Origin of the sequence: Sulfurimonas sp., from assembly GCF_034005705.1 — a bacterium.
In the GTDB taxonomy this organism is placed as follows: Bacteria; Campylobacterota; Campylobacteria; order Campylobacterales; family Sulfurimonadaceae; genus Sulfurimonas.
In genome coordinates, this window is the sequence record NZ_JAVEUF010000006.1 from 93915 (window position 1) to 114100 (window position 20186).

Annotated in this window: 21 protein-coding genes; 14 read left to right on the forward strand and 7 right to left on the reverse strand. The window is 40.4% G+C overall.

Translation table 11 applies throughout. The features are described from left to right. Positions 1-209: 209 nt before the first annotated feature. Positions 210-1562, forward strand: a complete 1353-nt coding sequence (gdhA, locus tag RBR61_RS04920) for an NADP-specific glutamate dehydrogenase (RefSeq protein WP_320342484.1) — start codon at positions 210-212, stop codon at positions 1560-1562. On the opposite strand, the gene RBR61_RS04925 is transcribed toward gdhA, so the two are convergent. Then, positions 1559-2815: a diguanylate cyclase gene (locus RBR61_RS04925; protein WP_320342486.1), complete on the reverse strand. Its 1257-nt coding sequence runs from the start codon at positions 2813-2815 to the stop codon at positions 1559-1561. The genes gdhA and RBR61_RS04925 overlap by 4 nt on opposite strands. Positions 2816-3010: 195 nt before the next feature. Between RBR61_RS04925 and RBR61_RS04930 the strand changes: the two genes are divergently transcribed. Beyond that, positions 3011-3760, forward strand: a complete 750-nt coding sequence (locus tag RBR61_RS04930) for a response regulator (protein ID WP_320342488.1) — start codon at positions 3011-3013, stop codon at positions 3758-3760. Here the strand turns inward: RBR61_RS04930 and RBR61_RS04935 are convergent, their stop codons facing one another. The 5 genes from RBR61_RS04935 to pepN form a co-directional block, all read right to left on the reverse strand. Beyond that, positions 3761-6418 (reverse strand): ATP-binding protein, encoded by a 2658-nt coding sequence (locus RBR61_RS04935; RefSeq protein WP_320342489.1) that lies wholly within the window; start codon positions 6416-6418, stop codon positions 3761-3763. Positions 6419-6433: 15 nt separating this feature from the next. After that, positions 6434-7240: a peptide deformylase gene (locus tag RBR61_RS04940; RefSeq protein WP_320342490.1), complete on the reverse strand. Its 807-nt coding sequence runs from the start codon at positions 7238-7240 to the stop codon at positions 6434-6436. Positions 7241-7314: 74 nt separating this feature from the next. Beyond that, positions 7315-7479 carry a hypothetical protein gene (locus RBR61_RS04945; RefSeq protein WP_320342493.1) on the reverse strand — a complete coding sequence of 55 codons (165 nt, stop codon included), beginning with the start codon at positions 7477-7479 and terminating at the stop codon, positions 7315-7317. A 20-nt stretch (positions 7480-7499) separates the two neighbouring features. Further along, complete coding sequence (locus RBR61_RS04950) at positions 7500-8969, reverse strand: FAD-dependent oxidoreductase (RefSeq protein WP_320342495.1); 1470 nt, start codon at positions 8967-8969, stop codon at positions 7500-7502. A 90-nt stretch (positions 8970-9059) separates the two neighbouring features. Next, positions 9060-11621 carry an aminopeptidase N gene (gene pepN / locus RBR61_RS04955; RefSeq protein WP_320342496.1) on the reverse strand — a complete coding sequence of 854 codons (2562 nt, stop codon included), beginning with the start codon at positions 11619-11621 and terminating at the stop codon, positions 9060-9062. A 152-nt stretch (positions 11622-11773) separates the two neighbouring features. Here pepN and RBR61_RS04960 point away from each other — a divergent pair, with 152 nt between their 5' ends. The 11 genes from RBR61_RS04960 to exbD all read left to right on the forward strand — a co-directional run bounded on the left by RBR61_RS04960 (position 11774) and on the right by exbD (position 18897). Then, on the forward strand, positions 11774-12064 hold the full coding sequence (locus tag RBR61_RS04960) for a nucleotidyltransferase family protein (protein ID WP_320342498.1): 291 nt from the start codon (positions 11774-11776) through the stop codon (positions 12062-12064). Next, the gene (locus tag RBR61_RS04965; RefSeq protein ID WP_320342500.1) at positions 12057-12422 is read left to right on the forward strand and encodes a HepT-like ribonuclease domain-containing protein; all 366 of its coding nucleotides are present in this window, start codon (positions 12057-12059) and stop codon (positions 12420-12422) included. Before RBR61_RS04960 ends, RBR61_RS04965 begins: the two co-directional genes overlap by 8 nt. A 216-nt stretch (positions 12423-12638) precedes the next feature. Continuing rightward, entirely contained in the window at positions 12639-12824 is a 186-nt protein-coding gene (locus RBR61_RS04970; protein WP_320342501.1) for a hypothetical protein, read from the forward strand. Next, positions 12821-13420, forward strand: a complete 600-nt coding sequence (locus RBR61_RS04975; RefSeq protein WP_320342503.1) for a hypothetical protein — start codon at positions 12821-12823, stop codon at positions 13418-13420. Before RBR61_RS04970 ends, RBR61_RS04975 begins: the two co-directional genes overlap by 4 nt. A gap of 93 nt (positions 13421-13513) precedes the next feature. Continuing rightward, the gene (locus tag RBR61_RS04980) at positions 13514-14017 is read left to right on the forward strand and encodes an outer membrane beta-barrel protein (protein ID WP_320342504.1); all 504 of its coding nucleotides are present in this window, start codon (positions 13514-13516) and stop codon (positions 14015-14017) included. A 198-nt stretch (positions 14018-14215) separates the two neighbouring features. Continuing rightward, on the forward strand, positions 14216-15574 hold the full coding sequence (locus RBR61_RS04985; RefSeq protein ID WP_320342506.1) for a phosphomannomutase/phosphoglucomutase: 1359 nt from the start codon (positions 14216-14218) through the stop codon (positions 15572-15574). Beyond that, positions 15571-16578 (forward strand): dihydroorotase, encoded by a 1008-nt coding sequence (pyrC, locus tag RBR61_RS04990; protein WP_320342507.1) that lies wholly within the window; start codon positions 15571-15573, stop codon positions 16576-16578. Before RBR61_RS04985 ends, pyrC begins: the two co-directional genes overlap by 4 nt. Next, positions 16571-17224, forward strand: coding sequence for a response regulator transcription factor (locus RBR61_RS04995; protein ID WP_320342508.1), 654 nt, complete (start codon positions 16571-16573; stop codon positions 17222-17224). Before pyrC ends, RBR61_RS04995 begins: the two co-directional genes overlap by 8 nt. Further along, on the forward strand, positions 17214-18044 hold the full coding sequence (locus RBR61_RS05000; RefSeq protein WP_320342510.1) for a HAMP domain-containing sensor histidine kinase: 831 nt from the start codon (positions 17214-17216) through the stop codon (positions 18042-18044). Before RBR61_RS04995 ends, RBR61_RS05000 begins: the two co-directional genes overlap by 11 nt. Further along, positions 18044-18496, forward strand: a complete 453-nt coding sequence (gene exbB, locus RBR61_RS05005; RefSeq protein ID WP_320342511.1) for a TonB-system energizer ExbB — start codon at positions 18044-18046, stop codon at positions 18494-18496. The genes RBR61_RS05000 and exbB overlap by 1 nt, the downstream gene beginning before the upstream one ends. A 2-nt stretch (positions 18497-18498) precedes the next feature. Continuing rightward, a complete protein-coding gene (gene exbD, locus RBR61_RS05010) occupies positions 18499-18897 on the forward strand; it encodes a TonB system transport protein ExbD (RefSeq protein WP_320342513.1) in 399 nt (132 codons plus the stop codon). On the opposite strand, the gene RBR61_RS05015 is transcribed toward exbD, so the two are convergent. Next, positions 18891-19130, reverse strand: coding sequence for a hypothetical protein (locus tag RBR61_RS05015; RefSeq protein ID WP_320342515.1), 240 nt, complete (start codon positions 19128-19130; stop codon positions 18891-18893). The genes exbD and RBR61_RS05015 overlap by 7 nt on opposite strands. Before the next feature lie 105 nt (positions 19131-19235). On the opposite strand from RBR61_RS05015, the gene RBR61_RS05020 reads away from it, so the two are divergent. Further along, positions 19236-20186: 7TM-DISM domain-containing protein (locus tag RBR61_RS05020; protein ID WP_320342516.1), on the forward strand; the 951-nt coding region annotated here is incomplete at its 3' end.

Sequence of the window (20186 nt, forward strand, 5' to 3'; positions counted from 1 at the left end):
ATTATAAAACTCCCTGATCTTCTTAGCGCAAAACTCTACGCACATCCCTCCTAGGCTATCAAAAAAAAGTATATTTGTCAATTTAAAAATGGTTAAAAATTAATCATTTTTTTTAAAGTTTTATTAAAATTGATCTATATTATAGAAAATTTAATTTACTTTATTGTACCATCCAAATCTATTTAAAATCAGAATATAAAGGAAGATGTATGCCATACGTAAAAGAAGTTTTTGAATATTTAAAGAGATCAAGCCCGTCTCAAAAAGAGTTTTATCAAGCTGCCGAAGAGGTACTTGAATCACTCAGACCATTAATGGCCAAATACCCGAAATATAGAGAACACAAGATCATCGAGAGAATCGTTGAACCTGAGAGACAGATACTTTTTCGTGTAAACTGGGTTGATGACAACGGCCAGATCCAAGTAAACAAGGGGTATAGAATAGAGTTTAACTCGGCACTTGGACCATACAAAGGTGGTCTTAGATTTCACCCGAGTGTAAATGCGGGCGTAATTAAATTTTTGGGCTTTGAGCAGATATTCAAAAATGCTCTTACAGGACTTCAGATCGGTGGCGGAAAAGGGGGAAGCGACTTTAACCCTAAAGGCAAATCAAACAATGAGATCATGAGATTTTGCCAAGCATTTATGAGCGAACTTTTCAGACATATAGGCGCAAACACTGACGTTCCTGCAGGAGACATCGGAGTCGGTGGCAGAGAGATCGGCTATATGTTCGGTATGTATAAAAAACTTGCCAACAGATACGAGGGTGTGCTTACAGGAAAGTCTCTTAAATGGGGCGGCTCACTTGTAAGAACTGAAGCTACAGGCTACGGTGCTGTCTATTTTGCAAAATATATGCTAGAAGACAGAGGCGAGACTCTTGAAGGTAAAAAATGTGTAGTTTCAGGAAGCGGTAACGTATCTATCTACACTATCGAGAAACTTTACCACCTTGGCGCTATTCCTGTAACGTGCAGCGATTCAAACGGCATGATATATGATGAAGAGGGAATCGACCTTGAGCTTCTAAAAGACCTAAAAGAGGTAAGAAGAGAGAGATTGACAGAGTATGTAAAGCATAGACCAAAAGCAAAATATACTCCGATCGAAGAGTACCCTGAAGATTGCAACGGTGTCTATACGATTCCGTGTTATGCAGCATTTCCTAGTGCTACACAAAACGAACTGAACCTAAACGATGCAAAAAACCTTCTTGCAAACGGCTGTGTTTGTATAAGTGAAGGTGCTAATATGCCTTCTACTCCTGAAGCGGTCGATCTTTTTGTTGAGTCAAAGATCTGCTACGGTCCGGGTAAAGCTGCAAATGCAGGCGGCGTTGCAACAAGTCAGCTTGAAATGGCGCAAAATGCTTCTATGGTAAACTGGACTTTTGAAGAAGTAGATGAAAAACTTGCACAGATCATGAAAAACATCTATGTAAGTGCAAGTACGACTGCTGCAGAGTTCGGTGAACCTACTAACCTGGTCTTAGGTGCGAATATCGCAGGATTTAGAAAAGTAGCAGACGCTATGATCGAGCAAGGACTCGTTTAAGCGCTTGCTTGCTCCGCTTTGTGCGGAGTTGTGACGCTTATATTTGTAGTTATGCTATACCCGTCTCTGCCGCTCTCTTTAGTGCGGTAGAGCATCTCATCCGCTTTACTTATCAAGACCTCGTCATCTAGTGCATCATCAGCCACACAGCATGCAACCCCTATAGATACCGTTAAAAATTCGTTTATTTTTGAACCCTCATGTTTTATCTCGCGAGCCTTTAGGGCATCACAGATATTTCTGGCGATTATAGCACTGTTCTCCTCGTTTACTTCGGTAAGAAGAATTCCAAACTCCTCTCCTCCAAGTCTAAAGACAAAATCACTAGGACGCTTTAGAAGGTCTTTAAAGACCTTGGCGACACTTTTTAGAGCGAAATCTCCCTCTATATGCCCGTATGTGTCATTGTACTGTTTAAAATAGTCAATATCTAGCATCATAAAAGTAATATTGCTGTTGTTTCTTTTTGCTCTTTTTATCTCTCTCTCATAGACAAGATTGAAGTATCTTCTGTTGTGAAGCCCTGTCAGTGAGTCTGTATATGAGGCGTTTTCAAGCTTTTTGTTTGCAATCTTTAATTTTTTTGTAGCTATCTCAAGTGCGGTCTGATCGCTTTGTATGCTCTTAAATACATAAAACGATATAACCATAACGCCAAATATAACCATAACCAATATGGTGCCGACCTTTATCAAAATGGTCTCGTAGAGGCTTAAGAAGTTTTTACGCTCATACTTCGCTACATCGACCTCATAGGTTATAAGCTTATTTATTACCTGATGTATATGCGATATCTTTTTCTCAACACTCGCTAGCGAGATATTTGTCATATCGCTTCCGTCCTCGATCATATCAACGGCGCTGATGAAGTAGCGATTGACGCTCTTTATCTCGGATGCGGCATACTCGACATAACCAAGTTCGTAATCTCTTTTAAAGTGCAGCTCGTAGCTGCTCCACTCTTTTTCAATGCTCTGTATTGCGGCTTTTATTCGTGACTTGACCTCAGAGGGGGATATCTGCGCATTTTTTGCTTTATAAAGGGTGCTTGCCAGGGTTCCGTGATATGTCTGGATGATCCTGCTTAGCTCTGTTACCGGCATTAATGAGCCAAAATAGAGTGAATCGAGATTTTTTTTCATAGATTTCAAGTTTAGAGTTCCCATCACACCGACAAAAACCAAGCCGACCGTGATAATTATAAAAATAAAAAGAAGTTTGCTTCTAAGCTTTAGAGTCTCTATGAAATTCACTAAATATCCTTAAAACATTTTTTAACTTTAGCAAACGCCATTCCAAAAATAGATAAAAAGAGTATTAATATTTAAAATAGTGTAATGTTGTAACAATATTATCACAATTATCACATTTTTATTATGTAATTAAAAAAACTTATACTATAATTTGATTATAATAATGCATATACATATGCTTATATGGGATGGAATATGGATAAACACACTATTATAATTGTTGAAGATGATGAGATAACGGCCTTAAATCTAAAGTTGTCTCTCCAAAAACACGGCTATGAAATAGTCGGCATGTATGATAATGCAGCGGAAGCAAAAGAGAAGATAGCTTCATACAGACCGGATGTTATTATTATTGACATCTCTCTTCAAGAGAGCAACGACGGGATAGAGCTTGCCAAAACTATCAGACAAAACTATTCAATACCATTTATCTACCTAACATCCTACAGCGACGACGATATCATTTCAGAAGCTATCAAAACTGAGCCATACGGCTATATCGTAAAACCTTTCGACCCGTCATCTCTGCATGCGACCATACAGATGGCGATATTTAAGTTCGAGATGGAGAACAAAAGAAGCGAAGAGGCTCCAACTCCAAAACTTGATCAAAACAGCGTAGAGAAGCTTCTCTATGCCAAAAGAGAGTCTGACAAGCCCATAGTCTCTTTTAGCAACGGCTACTATATGGATATATCTCAGGATGAGATATTCTACAACAATGAGAAGATAAAACTGACAAAAAAAGAGAGAGCGATACTAAGGCTTCTTGTCGCAAAGCTTGGACAGACCATCAGCTTCTCACAAGCTATAGATTATGTATGGAAAGAGAACGGAGCAACGGAGAACAGTATCAGAACCCTTGTATGGAGACTAAGAAGCAAACTCCCTACCGATATTATTAAAAATGCGTCTGGGATCGGCTACTACATAGAGAAGTAGCTACCTGATCTTTATAGCCTCAAGAGTACTTTTTATCTTCTCATAAGACTCTTCATAATCAAAATTCTTATCTTCGGCTTTTGCCATCTTCTCTATCTTTGCGCTCTCCTCCTGCACCGACTCAAGCCTGAAATTGCCGCTTGAACCCTTTATGCTGTGTGCAATAAGTGCTATCTGTTTATAATCTTTTGATTTTATGGCACTTTGCAGATCAGGAACCTGTTTTGCCATCTTTTTTAAAAAGAGCTCTATCAGCATCAAAAGCTCGTCACCGCTTAGCATCAGCTCCTGACTCAACTTATCGTAATCAAGTCCTTCTATCGTATTTAAATGCTCTGTTGCTTCTGAACTCTCAACCGTCTCCTCTGCAACTTTTAAGTAGTTAAAAAAGACCCTCTCAAGCTCTTTTATGACGATCGGTTTTCCCAAGAAGGAGTCAAACCCGCTCTTTAGCCCTCTCTCCTTTACCCCTTTTATAACGTTTGCCGTCAAAGCGGATATGGGAGTATGTCTCAATCCACTCTCTTTTTCATACTTTATGATGTTTTGGACAGCTTCATTTCCATCCATAACGGGCATCTGCTCATCCATCAAGATAAGGTCGTACCTCTTTGTTTTATAAAGATTTACCGCTTCCAAGCCGTTTGCCGCAAGATCATATGTAAGGCCGTATTTATTAAGCAGTATCTTTATAAGCTCCTGATTTGCCTCATTATCCTCAGCTATGAGAACATGTCCTTGAAACTTCATAGTCTTCTCTCTTTTATGTATAGAGAAAGAGTCGGGATGAAGCAGCTCATCAAAGGTGGTTCTGATCTTTGAGCAGTAAATAGGAAAACAGGCAGAGGATATATGCGAATACTTCTCATACTTGTCAGTAGGGTTGCTTGTGATCGCCACATATTTTTTATCGGAGTTTATGATCCTCTCTTTTATATCACCCTCAACATACTCATCCAAAAAGACAGCTATATCGTAATTGCCATCCAAGTTATCTACCATCTCTATATCCATATTGAACAAATCTGAATATTTTAAAAATGAGTCCGCTTTGTAACCCCTTATCATATCCTTGGAGTAGAAAACGGTCTTTAGCGTCTTTAACTCATCGAGATCACTGAATATCTGACACTCGTAGTTATGTATCTCTACAGGTATCTCTACCCAAAACGTACTACCCTCTCCAAGCTTTGAGGAGACATGTACGCTTCCGCCCATATGCTCGGCAAGCTGATGACAGATGGAGAGCCCGAGCCCGGTTCCCTCCAGTTCATCTACCTCCCATCTTCCTGCCTGAGTAAATGCCGTAAATATATTTCTAAGATCCTCCCCGGCTATGCCTATGCCGTTGTCGCGCACGCTAACTTTTAATATATTGTTTTTTTTGCATACCGCCTCAACATGGATATGACCGCCTACTTTTGTAAACTTAATAGCGTTGCTTAAGAGATTTGAGAGGATCTGTTTAACTCTTAGCGAGTCAGCATAGAGCTCTTTTGGTATGGTCGGGTCTATAAAAGAGGTCACTACTATATCTTTTGCATTTGCAGAGGCGACGAAGAGTTCAAGAGTGTGGCTGATCTCATTGTGAATGGAGAAGATTCTCGGCTCGATCGTAAACTCGCCGCTTCTTAGTTTTGTAAAGTCCAAAATATCATTGATTATGCTTAAGAGGTTCTCACCGCTGTTTAAAATTATCTCAAGATATTTTCTATGCTGCTTTGAGAGGTCCTGCTCGATCAGAAGATTAACGAATCCTAAAATGGCATTTAATGGAGTCCTTATCTCATGCGACATATTGGAGAGGAAGTAATCTTTTGCCTGAGAAGCCTTTTGCGCCTCAAGTCTGGCATCTATAAGCGTTGTAACGTCATTTCCTATCGATATATACTCTATGGAATTGTCATATGGGTCTATTATCTTTACAATTGTCACGTCTATATAGAAGTAGCCCCCGTTCTTTTTATTGTTCTTTATCGTACCTCTAAATATACCCGCATTTTCAAGCTGAAACCACATGTCCTCAAAATACTCCTCAGGCATATCCTCATGTCTTGTCATATTGTGCTTGCTACCCATAAGCTCGTCGATGCTGTAGCCGCTTAGCTTTGAGTATTTATCATTTACATATGTGATTATGCCGTTTTGGTCGGTCTTGGAGATGATCGCACTCTCATCAAGCGCTTTTTGATACTCATTTAAGAGCTTTACGTGTCTGTCTATCTCCTGCTCTTTTTCAAAAATAGTATCTGAGTAATATTTCAATATGCTCTGAAAGTTTTTGTCAAAAATATATGTCAACTCGTCAAAAAGCTCTTTGGAGTTAATATTTGCATCAAAGGTAAAATCTACGACCGCCCTTTTGAAATGGCTGCATATCTCAAAGAGCTCATCTGCTCTTATATCTTTATCTTTAAGATACAAAAGGAGCTTCTGCATGATCGGGCAGTTTCCTATTTTAACACTGCCGGCAATTACGCCCATGAAGTAGTCGAAGACGCCCCCGCCATACTCCTCTAAAAATAGATTCTTATCTATATCATGCAGTTTAAGCAACTTCTGCAAAGAGTCGTAAGAGGTCCAGCTTAAAAGCACGCTCTCTTTAGAGCCAACTAAAACATTTTGGTTTTTAACAAGATTTTGTAGTTCTTTTTCCATTCTATTTTACTTTTCCTACATTATAAAATATGATATAAGCATAATTGCAAATACCTTTATCAGCGATATCAGTGTTGTTCCTATTATGTTTCCGATCTGGCAGCTCGTACAAGAGGTAAACTTTTTACCTTCATACTGGGCATAAAAGAAATATATAATATTTAAAATTATGGTAGTAAAAAACAGATACTTTTGATAGCCCCACAGCTCCTGTGAGCTCTCCCCGGAGAGAAACAGTGAAACAGCAGCCAAAGCCAACATCACTGCAGTTACAACATTAATAGCTTTAGTGATGTAGTCCCTGTTGAATTTTGTAGGACAAGCCTCTGAAATTGCAATATCGCTTCCAAAATCGAGTTTTTTCTCAAAGAGCTTCTTCTCTTCCTTATTTAACTTGTTGAAAAAACTTGACCCAAAAGTATAGTCGATTTTTCTCTGAAGTAAAATACTAAAAGCTCCGTCTGCCTTTAGGGAGTGCTGATTTGCCTCCCTGTCCTGATAAACAACGTTTATATGCTCATACCTCGTTACATTTGCGCTTAGTCCCGGAAAATATGCCGTCCTCTCCTGAGTCGTAACTCTTCCGCTGTTACTTATGATCCTTGGATTTATCAGCTCTAAAAACTCTCCGTCAGCTTTTTTAACGACGACGACATTATAGTAACTGCCGATCTGAAACGCTGCTAGACCATCCAAAGAGTTTGCTTCGATTGTATCTTTTAGGTCTTCGATCAGAGAGAATAGCTCTTCATTGAAAACTCTGACATCTGTTGCGTACTGTACACTTGGAGGAGTCGGGTAGGTAATTATCTCTTTTATCATAAGGCGCCTTGCTTGGGTATCAGATCTAAACAGGCAAAGAGCGTTAAGTTCGTCCGCTCTTTGCTTTTGAGAAGTTAGTGACTTTTTCTTACCACTATTAACATTTTTATGTTGATGATTATAAATCTGATAAACTGCCAGATCTTACATGTTCTTAATTTTATGGCAAATTTTCCAGGTGTCATCGTCGTGAAATTTTTGCCGTATGCCTTAATGTTGTGTTCTGCTTTCTTTTCCATTTATATGTCTCCTTTGATATCTATTCGGGAATCATTGTCCAGCCGGCTTTTAGCTTGGCTTTCCAGATGAAGAGGTGGTGAAGGATATGTTTGATCCAGTGACCGGCAAGACCTATCTCGCCGAACGTATAATCGACATCACGTCCTGTTCCCGGGTATTTCTCAAAGTCGGGAACAACAGGATAGATGGTCATCGCAGCGGCAGTTCCGTCAAATATGCCTTTTCCTGCCGAAGCAACGCAGGCAGCGCCCATATGAGCCATAGAAGCTTCATGCAGAGGAGCACTCTCTCCCTTTAATATCCTGTCGCAGATGCTGTGAGCCACAGCTTTTCCGATAATGCCCGATGGCATACCCGTACGCGGAGGAGTCGGACTTATAGGAGTTCCGTTTGGTGAACTCATAGGCTTTGATATAGGGTGCGGAGGTGCGAACGCTATACCGCAGGCAAACATATTTGAGTAAGTCGGGTTTTGGTAAGTCTTTGGCCAGTCACTTGCCTTCCAGTTCTCATATGAACCCGCAGAGTAGTTGGCATCGACTTTCATAAAGCCGTTTGGAGCAAAAACAGTATCTGTAATATCTGAGCCATCCTTCGCGTAAGCCTTAAGACCCACACCCGCAAAAGGAGGTATCAGCATCGAGAAGTCAAACTCCTCTTCGCCCATTGAACCGTCAAGCAGCTCATAGTGAACCTTGCCTTTTTCTACTTTGTTGACATGAGCGCCTATTATCCAGTCAACATCTCTTTCCGTAAACAGGGACTCTGCAAAGATCTTTGAACTGACCGCAAATCCCATACTCTTCATATGTAATCCGCCGACTCCGAAGTCACCTAAAAAAGACTCGTTTGATATCCACTTTATATCTGCCATATCACGGACACCGGCTTTTTTAAGTTCATGCTCGATATTGAAAATATACTCAAAAGCAGCGCCTTGACAGGTACACATACCGTGACCGGTTCCTATTAAAAACTTTTGACGCTCGCCCTGTTTCATCTTCTGGATGCACTTTTGAAACTCCTCATTTGCATGAACAGCGTGGTCTGCAGTACAAACAGAAACCGTAAACTCACCTAGGCCGTTCGCATCGCCAAGGCCAGGAGTGGCTCCAAAATTTAGTTTTGGACCTGTTGCGTTGATCAGGTAGTCGTACGCTACATTCTCAACTTCGCCTTCGCGTCCTGCGAGAGTGTACTCGATTGTCACGAAGGGCTTATCGCTTGACTCTGAGCCCTCCGGATTTATTGAGACGGCCTTTGCCTGTTTATAATTGATGCCCGCTTTTGCATAAACAGGAGCCAGATCAAAAGTGACCTCCTCCTTGCTCATCTCACCGACACCGACCCAGATGTTTGATGGGATCCAGTTCCATTTTGAATTTGGGGTCACAACGACCACCTCATGAGCAGATCCTAACCATTTTGCGGCAAAGGTAGCAGCAGTGTGACCTGAAACTCCTCCGCCAAGAACAACTAATCTAGCCATTATAATAGATCCTTTGTATTGTGTTTTAGTATAAAACCTGTCACAATAGTATCCTAAAACTGTAAAGAGAGTCTTTACAATTTATTATAATTAGCCTTTTACGATTTTACTTACGATCTCATAGACATTCTTCGAGAGAGAGGGTTCTAAGAGAATTCTTTCCAACTCAGTTTTCATCAACTTTTTATTGGTTCTGTTCATTTTTTTATATATCTTAAAAGCACCTGCAAGTCCAGATGCCATCTGAGGATTTATCTTGTCGATATCTATTATTCTATCTGCCACAAATTTATAGCCGTAGCCATCTTTTGCATGAAAGTGTTTATAGTTCCTCGCAAAGACACCGATGAGCGAGCGGACAAGATTTGGAACCAGCTCATTGTAAGCAGGGTCATTTTGAAGCGCCATTACGCGATCGAGCGTTCCCTCTCTGTGCGATGCCGCCAAAATAGAGAAATACTTATTCATAACAAGCGTATCTTTGTTGTATTTTTTGTAAAAATGCCCAAGCGCAACAGTTGAGAACTCAGGCGATGTGTTTTCTAAAACATCAAGAGCGGCTATCCTGTCAGTCATTGTAACAGAGCTGTTGTACTGTTCATTTGCAACCGCAACAGCTTCATCACTCTCCAAGGCGGAGAGAAGTTTAAGTGCACGGTTTTTTATAGCTCTCTTACCGATACTAAGAGAGTCGAGCTCTTTTGAGTCCGGAGTATGATTTTTACTGTAAATAGAAAAAAGTTTATCTTTAAATGTTAAGGCAAGATGCTTCTGCAGCTTCTCTTTTGCAGCGTAAATAGAGTCAAAATCGACAATCTCCTGTCTCTGCATGATAGCGCTGACACTTGGTAGCTCCATAAGAAGCGATTTAAATGAAAGGTCAAGTTTATCCTCCTCTAAAATGTGCCCAAAAGCGCTTACAAACTCCTCATCTATCTCTTTGCCCTTCATCATGTTCTCAATACACTGAAGTCCGAAAGACTGCGCAGATTCATATCTTACATAACTGTTGGTGTCATGCTTCATCAAAAATGCGTAGTCGTTATGCGACTGCTCAACTATTATCGGTGCGGAAAAATCTCTGTTTATAGAGAGAGTAGGTTTTTTCTCTGCTCTAAATACAAACTCCTCTCTCTCTTGAGTGACTATAAGCGTTCTAGCTTCTATCTCTTGGCCGTTATCATCCAAAAGAGCCATTTTCAGAGGAAAAAAGTACGGCTTCTGCTCACTGCCCTCAACAGACTTTGGAACCTTCTGGGTCAAGACAAGAGTATATTTTTTATCCTCAAACCTCTCATCAACCTGCAACTTTGGCGTTCCTGACTGATGGTACCACCTTTTAAACTGCTCAAGATCGATACCGCCCGCTTTGCCCATCGCCCATAAAAAGTCATCTGTTCTCACGGCCTGCCCGTCAAAAGCGTCAAAATAGAGGTCCATTGCCTTGCGGTACTTCTGCTCTCCCAAAAGAGTGTGAAGCATACGTATAACCTCAGCGCCCTTTTCATAGACCGTAGCCGTATAGAAGTTGTTTATCGCCATATAAGAATCGGGCTGAATAGGGTGCGCGGTCGGCGAAGCGTCCTCTACGAACTGCCTCTCTCTGAGGGCATCCACATCTTCGATGCGCTGTACCTCTTTTGAGTTTAGATCAGCAGAGAAACACTGGTCGCGAAAAACGGTCAGCCCCTCTTTAAGTGTGAGTTGAAACCAGTCTCTGCATGTAATGCGATTTCCCGTCCAGTTATGAAAATACTCATGCGCAATAACGCTCTGAATACCCATAAAGTTCGCATCCGTTGCCGTGTCTTCGTCTGCAAGTACATAAGCGGAGTTGAAGATGTTTAGTCCCTTGTTCTCCATCGCTCCCATGTTAAAGCTATCAACTGCGACTATGTTATAAAGGTCAAGATCATACTCGCGTCCGTAAACCTCTTCATCCCATTTCATTGCATCTTTTAGCGATTTCATAGCATGTTTGCACTTAGACTCGTTACCTCTGTCAGTGTAGATATATAGTCTTACATATTTGCCGCTCTTTGTAACGAATTTGTCCTGCACGACTCCAAGATCTCCCGCAACAAGTGCGAAAAGGTAGGACGGTTTTGGATGCGGGTCGAACCATGTAGCCCCGTGTCTGCCGTCATCGAGCTTAAAGTTCGACTCTTTGTTGCCGTTACTTAGCAAAACAGGATAGCGCTCCCTGTTTGCCACAAGCGTTGTTTTAAATATTGCCATAACGTCAGGACGGTCTATGTATGGGGTAATGCGTCTAAAGCCCTCAGGCTCGTTTTGCGTGCAGAATATCTTTCCGGACTTGTAAAGCCCCTCTAGCTCGCTGTTTAACTGAGGATATATCTTGTTGATGATAATAAGTTTAAATGCATCAGCCACATTCAAGACCCTCAAATGCTCCTCTTCTATGACATATCTATCCTCTGAGAGCTTCTCATCATCAAGATATATCTCCAAGAGTTCAAGCTCTATGCTGTCTAACACCAAATCCTTCGCGCTCTCATCCACTCTCTCTATGTTCATAAGATTTGTGACCTGCGTATGCTCTTCGTAAAGTTCAAATACCAGATCGCAGGTTTTAATAGTAAACTGGGGTGCTTTATAATCTTTTAGATAGATAGTCTCTGCTTTGCTCATAACGTCTCTTTAATTTTTTTATAATAATAGCATAAGAGAGTTATCTGAGGCTTATATAACATTGAGCTAAGATTAACCGCAATGTAATTTTTTTTATGCAAGTATAAATAAAATATATCTAGGTTATAATTGGGTAAAAAAAGAGATTTGAGATGACGCTTAATTCGATAATAAATTTTTTACATGAACATAAAGATGAACTCAAACAAGATTATCATGTCGAAAAAATCGGTATTTTTGGCAGTTATGCGAAACATCAAGAAAAAGAGAGTAGTGATATAGATTTTTTTGTAAAGTTTTCTCAAAAATCATATCGTAATCTTACAAGACTCTATGATTATTTTGAAAAAGCATTTGGCAAAAAAATCGACATAATCACTGAACATAAAAACATGAGACCTTCCCTTCGCAGAGAGATACAAAGCAGTATTATTTATGGATAAGTTGTCAATCATAGAACTTTTAGACTATATTTTAGAGAGCATTTCTATAATCAGACGCAGGTTTGAAAATATTAAGTCTTGCGATGATTTTATAAATTCTGATGATGGAATAGATAGGTTGGATGCTATTTCTATGCGTTTGCAATCTATTGGCGAAGCCTTGAAAAACATTTATAAAGCAGATAAAGAGCTCTTAGAAAAAGTAAAAAGTGCATCATACTGGAGCCAAATCATAAAACTGCGTGAGATAATTTCACACCACTATATCGACATTGATTCGGAAATAATATTTGATATTTGCGAGAATGAATTAACCGAACTTGAAGAATCAATCAATAAGGCAAAAACTGTTATTTAAAAAAATCCCCCAGTAAAATAGCCTCTTTCCTTTACACGCTTACCCTACAAAATTTACACTTCCTACCTTCTGTAAACATCTGCACAAAAACCGTGAAAATAAAAAATATATTGTTGCTTTTAAGCATTTCTTAATAAGGGGGGGGTAAAGTCTTTGTTTTATTTCAAATACTAAGTTGCAATGAGTTAGTTTTAAATGCAAAAAAAGGATAAGAAGATGAATGTTTTGCTTGAAAAGTTTTTTTTAAATATAAGTGGTGGCGTTGCCGGTGGATCTATAGTTTATTTAGCTTCTAAGGAAGCTAATAAACTTTCAGGAATTGATATATTTATATTTATATTATTAATAGTTGCTTTATTAAGTTCATTTTTTGTAATAAAAAAACAAGGAGAAAAAAAGTGAAAAAGTTAATAAAAATTATGGCGGTTACTGTTTTGATGGCAAGTTCGGTTGGGGCTTCCACATTAGAAGAGTTTGATGACTTGATTGCTAAAGCAAAAGATCCAGCATATAAACAAGTTTTACTCTGCGAGAGAGAAATGAGTTTTAAATTTAAAAATCCCGCTGAATGCACAAAAGCTGTGGATTTGCTTTTAGAAATGAAGAAAAAGACAACGAAAACTTCTTTATTGCGTTGTGAGCATTATGCTCTTGATAAGGAATCTTGCAAATTTGTTATACCAGATACATATCAAAAAACAGACAACGAGTTTTTTGATGACTTCATAGCAGAATCATATCTAAATGCGGGCGTAGTTTATGGAAATATTGGAGATGATGCTAATGAAGTCAAAATGTATAAAAAAGCATTGGAGTTTTCACCAAATTATTCTAGTGCAAATTATAATTTAGGTGTAGCTTATTATTTTGGAAAGGGTGTTGAAACAAATAAAATAAAAGCTTATGAACATTGGCGTGTTGCTGCAAAACAAGGTAATAAAAACGCTCAAAAGAATCTTGATATTTTATGCAACGAGAGTCCTTGGGCATGTAAATAAAGTTTAGTTAGTATCTATTTTTTCCTCGTTCCCACTTTTCAAGTGGGAATGCATACTTAATCTGCATCTTTAAAATTACAAAAAAGGCTCTACATGTTAAAAAATTCAACACTCTCAAGCCTTTTAGCTCTGTCGTTAGCGTCAAGCCTTATGGCGGAGAGTTATGTCTATGTCGGTGCATCAAAAGCGGATATGATGAGTGAGCAGTCAACAACCACTTTTAGCATCGGCTACGGTTTTAGTAAAGTCTTTAGCAACTGCGTTATGGCTGGGTTTAGCACATCGTATCATCAGGGCGATTTTGAAGACAGCAGTGTCTCAGACAGCTCTTGGTTTAACGGTATTGGAGTTGATTTTCACTTAGGGTACAGCCCGACAAAGCCGCTTGCACTCTACGGTATCGCAGGGTATCAGATGCAAGCAATCAGCTCAAGCACATCGGCAGGCGGTTTTGGCTATGGTGCAGGAGTCTCTTATAAATTTTTTGAACATGTAGCACTCGCACTGGAGTATAGAACATACGATATGGAAGTGCCAAGTTTGGACTACAAGTACGACTATGACACAGTGGATGCGCTTATCCGTTTTGTGTGGTAAGAAAAGTCTAAAATTGCGATAACTACAATCTTTTTTGTGTCTATCTCGCTCCCATGCTCCTGCGTGGGAGTTTATACCTTCTGTCTGCTTTTACTTCATCTGCGTTCCCACGGAGAATAACTCTCCTCTATTCTCCATTATCTGATTATAAGTCATTTATAGTAAAATTATATCCATAAACTACAAAAGGCAAACATAGTGAGCATCTACAGAGAGTATGACATCAGAGGTATCTACGAGAAAGAGTTAAACGAGCAGAGCGTCGTACGCATAGGCTACGCGCTTGCTTCAAAAATCACGGGCGATTATGTGGCTGTCGGTTATGACGCCAGAAGCCACTCCCCTGTTCTCTTTGAGTATCTTGTTCATGGACTAAATGCTGGCGGCAAAAAGGTTCTGGACATGGGGCTTGTACCTACTCCCGTAAACTACTTTACCAACTATCAGGAGTGGAGTGGCATCACTCCCTCTGCCTCTGTTATGATCACAGGCTCTCACAATCCAAGCGAATACAACGGCTTTAAGATAACAATAGATAAAGCGCCTTTTTTCGGCGAAGATATCTATGCTCTGGGTCGCGAGTGTGAGACGATGGAGTTTCCGCAAGCCGTAAAAAGAGAGGTCACAAAGATAGATGCCCTCACAAGATACATAGACTTTCTTATCAGCGAATTTTCCCACCTAAAAGAGATGCCATCGCGGATTGTATATGACTGCGGAAACGGTGTTGCAGGTGTTGTAACCGAAAAGATTTTTGAGACTTTAAGACTTAACACAAAGGGTCTATACACAGACCCTGACGGCACTTTTCCAAACCACCATCCAGACCCCTCAGACGAACATAATCTCGAAGATGTGAAAAAGCTTTTAGAAACCGAGGGCGATATCGCTTTTGCATATGATGGAGATGCCGACAGGATCGCTGTGCTTACGCATAAGAACAACATCAAAGGCGATATGATGGCGCTTCTCTTTGCCATGAAGATGGAGAAACCGACCGTTGTGGGCGAAGTAAAGTGTTCGCAGGTGATGTATGACGAGCTAGAAAAACGCGGTGCCAAAGCTGTGATGTACAAAACGGGTCACTCGAACATTAAGGTGAAGATGAAAGAGGTAGATGCAGATCTTGCCTGCGAAGTAAGCGGACATATATTTTTCAAAGACCGCTACTTCGGTTACGATGACGCTATCTACGCAACTCTTAGAATGCTCGAACTCCTCCATGACGGAGTCGACCTTGACGCTGAGCTTGAAAAACTTCCAAAGGTCTTCTCGACCGAGGAGATAAAGGTACACACAACCGAGAGTGAGAAGTTTAAGATCATCGACAAAGTAAAAGAGCTTCTAAAAAACCCTCCCTCATCGTTTCCTGCCATCAAAGATATCATCGACGTAGACGGCGTACGCATAAACTTTGAACACGGATGGGGACTTGTAAGAGCTAGTAACACTACCCCGGTTCTTGTCACCCGCTTTGAATCAACTTCGCAAGAAGAGGCAAAACTCTACGAAAAAGAGATCAACGATCTTATACAAAACGCAAAGGACTCCCTATGAAAACCCACACACTTTTAATGCCGCTTGATATGCACCTGCATCTTCGCGACGGAGTAATGCTTGAAAATGTCGCACCCCTTAGTGCTTACAGCTTCAGCGGTGCGCTGGTCATGCCAAACCTCGTTCCCCCAGTCACGACCCTTGAAGATGTAAAAGCTTATAAAGAGCGCATAATCGCAGCAGTTCCAAATGACTACTTTGAGCCGTATATGACACTCTTTTATAAGAACTACGATAAAAGATTTCTCTCAGAAGTAAAAGAGCATATTACGGCTATCAAGCTCTACCCTGCGGGAATTACCACAAACTCTGAGGGAGGGGTCTCCTCGTTTGACATAGAGGAGATGCGCGAGACGCTGGAGGCTATGAGCATACTTGGCATCCCCCTTTGCGTACACGGCGAGACAGACGGTTTTGTGATGGATAGAGAAGCTGAGTTTATGAACATCTACGATCTTCTTGCTACAAACTTCCCGGACCTCAAGATCATAATGGAGCATATTACGACAAAAGAGGCTGTTGCAATGCTTGATAAGCATAAAAACCTCTACGCTACCATCACGGTTCACCATCTTCTTTTGACGCTGGACGACGTAGTGGGCGGGATGATGATGCCGCATAACTTCTGCAAACCTATCGCAAAAAGACCGGAGGATCTGGACGCGCTGCTTAGCGTTGCTCTTGAAGCACACCCAAAAGTGATGTTCGGCTCGGACTCGGCACCACACTCAAAAGAGAAAAAGGAGTGCTCGGGTTGTGCGGCGGGAGTCTTTAGCGCGCCGATAGCACTTCAGCTTCTGTGCGAGATATTTGAGCAATATGACAAATTAGAGAATCTTCAAGCCTTTGTAAGCGACAATGCGCAAAACATCTACGGCATCTGCCCCGAGTTTAAAGAGGTGGTTTTGGAGAAACGCCCTTTTGTCATACCTGATAACTATAACGGCGTTGTACCTATGTATGCGGGAAAAATCATAAACTGGGCGATAGAGAGCATTGAGTAAGATACTGCTGCTTGAAGACGATATCCTCTTTGCAGACACTATTATAGACCTTCTACAGGATGCCGACTATGAGGTGACACACGTCACGAACGGACAGAGTGCCATAGATATGACATATGCGCACAAGTTCGACCTCTATCTTTTGGACGTTAATGTGCCTATAGTCGACGGCATGACGCTCTTAAAAGAGCTAAGGGACTCTGACGACAAGACCCCTGCCATGTTTTTGACTTCACATAAAAACAAAGAGATGTTAAAGAGAGGTTTTTTAAGCGGTGCGGATGATTACATGACCAAACCGTTTGACGCTGACGAGATGCTTCTGCGTATTGGCGCTATTTTAAAAAGAGCCAACAGCATCTCTATGGACTCCAACGAACTTCTTTACCATGACACCATCCACAGACGGATTCTATACAAGAACAAAGAGCTTGACCTCTCCAAAAAAGAGTATGAACTTCTTCTTCTGCTAATGAGACATATAAACAACACCGTTCCAAAAGAGATGATCCTCGATGAGCTTTGGAGCAGCAGCGAAGGCGGAAGTGACGGAGCGATACGCGTCTATATAACACGCATAAAACAGCTTATCCCCGAGATGAACATAGAGAACGTAAGAGGCATAGGGTACAAACTTGTTTCGTAATCTGCGCCTTAGCGTCTTCATCTACTATATATTGACCGTTTCCGCACTTATGGGCATTTTATACTACTTTACCGCCGTTGCAGAAGTAGAGAACACTGCTTTGCTAATCTTTACCCTGCTGGGTCTTGCTATCTTTGCCGGAGCCATCATCTCAAAACTCTCGATCGACCCGCTTTTTGAGCATGTTACCAACCTTCAAAACCTCTCGACCGAAACGCTCCATGAGCTAAATCTTCCCATAAGCACCATAAAGACAAATATTCATATGCTCAAAAAGAGCCTTGAGAGCGAAAAGGATTTTAAGCGCCTCGCCAGAGTAGAGAGTGCGTGCGAAATGCTGCAGCAGAGGTACAACGAACTTGATTATATGATAAAACTTCAAAGCTCGAATATCACATACGAAGAGTTTGAGCTTAGCGAACTTGTAAAAAACAGGGTAGAGTTCTTAGGACGCATCTATCCGCACATGGAGTTTGAGCTTCAGCTATCTCCTCACGTTATAAAAAATGATAAAATAGGCTTATCAAAAGTAATTGACAATCTTATAGACAATGCAGTAAAATATTCACGGGATATTCACAAAATAAGTATAAGATTACACGATCATTCTCTTTACATAGAAGATCACGGTTGCGGAATGGATGAAGTAGAACTCATAAAGATTTTTGACAAATACTACCAGAGCAACAAAAATATGAAAGGTTTTGGCATAGGGCTTAGCATGGTGAAAAGGTTTTGCGATGCTAACGCGATCACGCTGAACTTTAAATCCAAACCGAATGTCGGAACGACGGTTATTTTAAAATTTAAGGAAGATTAGTGGAAGAAAATATTTTAGCATATGCAGAAGTAGCGCTTGATTACGGGGTAATGGGGCTTTTAATACTTATGAGCATCGTTACTCTTTGGCTCTTTATAGAGAGAATGATGTTCTATGCGACTGTAGATGTGCAAAAGTATGACCATAGAGACACTCTGGAGATGGAGCTGACAGACAATATAAGCGTTATAAGCGCTATCGGCTCAAATGCTCCATATGTCGGGCTTTTGGGAACGGTCATAGGCATTATGCTCACCTTCTACACAATGGGCGATGTAGGTGCCATCGATGCAAAAAAGATCATGGTTGGACTCGCAATGGCACTAAAAGCTACCGCCATGGGGCTTATCGTAGCTATGCCTGCGATCGTCGCATATACTATCTTGCTTCGCAAAGTGGAGAAGATACTTACGGTGTATGACGTTATAGAAGATAAAAAAGCAAGCATCTAAATATGGCAAAGTGCAAAAAGATCAGAAAAAGGTTTGATGAGATAAACGTCATCCCCTTTATCGACATCATGCTCGTTCTTCTAGTCATGGTCCTTACAACCGCTACATTTGTAAATCAGGGCATAATCCCCATAGAGCTTCCCGAAGCAAAGGCGGCCGCAAAAGAGAGTGCGCAAAAAGAGGTAACAGTATACGTAAATGCTAAAGGAGAGCTCTTTATTGAGAAAGAGAAGGTTGATCTGAAAACATTAGAGCTAAGACTCTCAAAACTCTCAAAAGAGCAGACGGTAGTTCTTAGAAGCGACAAAGAGTCCAGATTTCAGGACTTTGTCAGCGTAATGGATATACTAAAACGCCTTAACCACGAACAGCTCTACATAGTTACCAAAGAGAGTCAGTAGGCTTTATCAAGCAGTTTAAACCTCTGGGTTTGATTGCTATCGTCTTTGGAGATTTTCTCCCTCTTATCAACTGACTCCGAACTCTTCACATCCGTGCTAAAGAGCTTTATCTCAACACTTTCAACGTCGTGAAAAAGTGAAGTGGCTATAAAAAAAAGTACCATGATGACCACCACGCTGACATATAGAAGTATATAGTTTTTGATGTGACCTGTTTCAAAAGGGTTTTGCATTAAATCTCCGACAGTTTTTGTGACACAATAATGACAAATTTTTATCTATTTTAAAGAAGCTTATTATATCATACGTGCTATTTTTAATTAAAAAGAAGTGCTCAGATGCAAAAAATATTCTACTTCTTAATATTTTTTTTCATAACTCTCAGTGAAGCTTCTTCATCACAACAGGCACTGGATCTCTCCCAAAAAAACAGAAACATAGGCAAAAGCCTCCTTTACTTTGAGGACAAAAGTGCGAAGATGGATTTTGAACAGATAAAAGATCTGCCGCTAAGCGCTTTTAAACCTCTAAACAGAGATGTTGACAGCCAGCTCTTTACCACATCTGCATTTTGGTACAAATTTGATGTTCACAACAAAGAGACAACTCCCATAAAGAGATTGATCATCATCGGAATCCCGTGGATAGACAGCGTAAAAATACATATAGAGAGTAAGAACGCAAAGCTCTCAGTATATGAGGGCGGAGACACTTTTGCCTATAAAAACAGGTCACTGGATCATGTCAATACAAATTTTGAACATGAATTTGGGAGCGGATACTCAAGCGTTTATGTGCAGATAAAGACGCTTGATCCATTTATTGTTCCCATCTCCGTTATGGATAGCTCGGAATTTTTACAAGAAGAGATCAACCACTCGAACTACACCGGTTTTGTATATGGGATCATTATGGCGATGCTGCTTTATAACCTGATTCTCTTTTTTAACATAAAAATAGCATATTACGGTTTCTACGTTCTATACCTGGGGCTTTTTTTGGTTATGAACGCATCTTATAACTGCTACACCTTCAAGCTGTTCTTTTATGACTATCCGATTCTTCAAAACTGGTTTGAATCGACATTTATATATCTATTCTCCATAGGCGGGATACTCCTTGCGCAATCATTTTTAAGTCTTAAGCACTCGTTTGCTAGACTCAATTTAGTAACAAACTATCTTCTTCTCTTTTACGTCGCCATTATGCTAGCTACCTTTTTTATGGGGTACAGATACCACGTTGCTTTTGCCATAAGTCTGACAGTGCTCTTTAGCCTCTATGTGTTT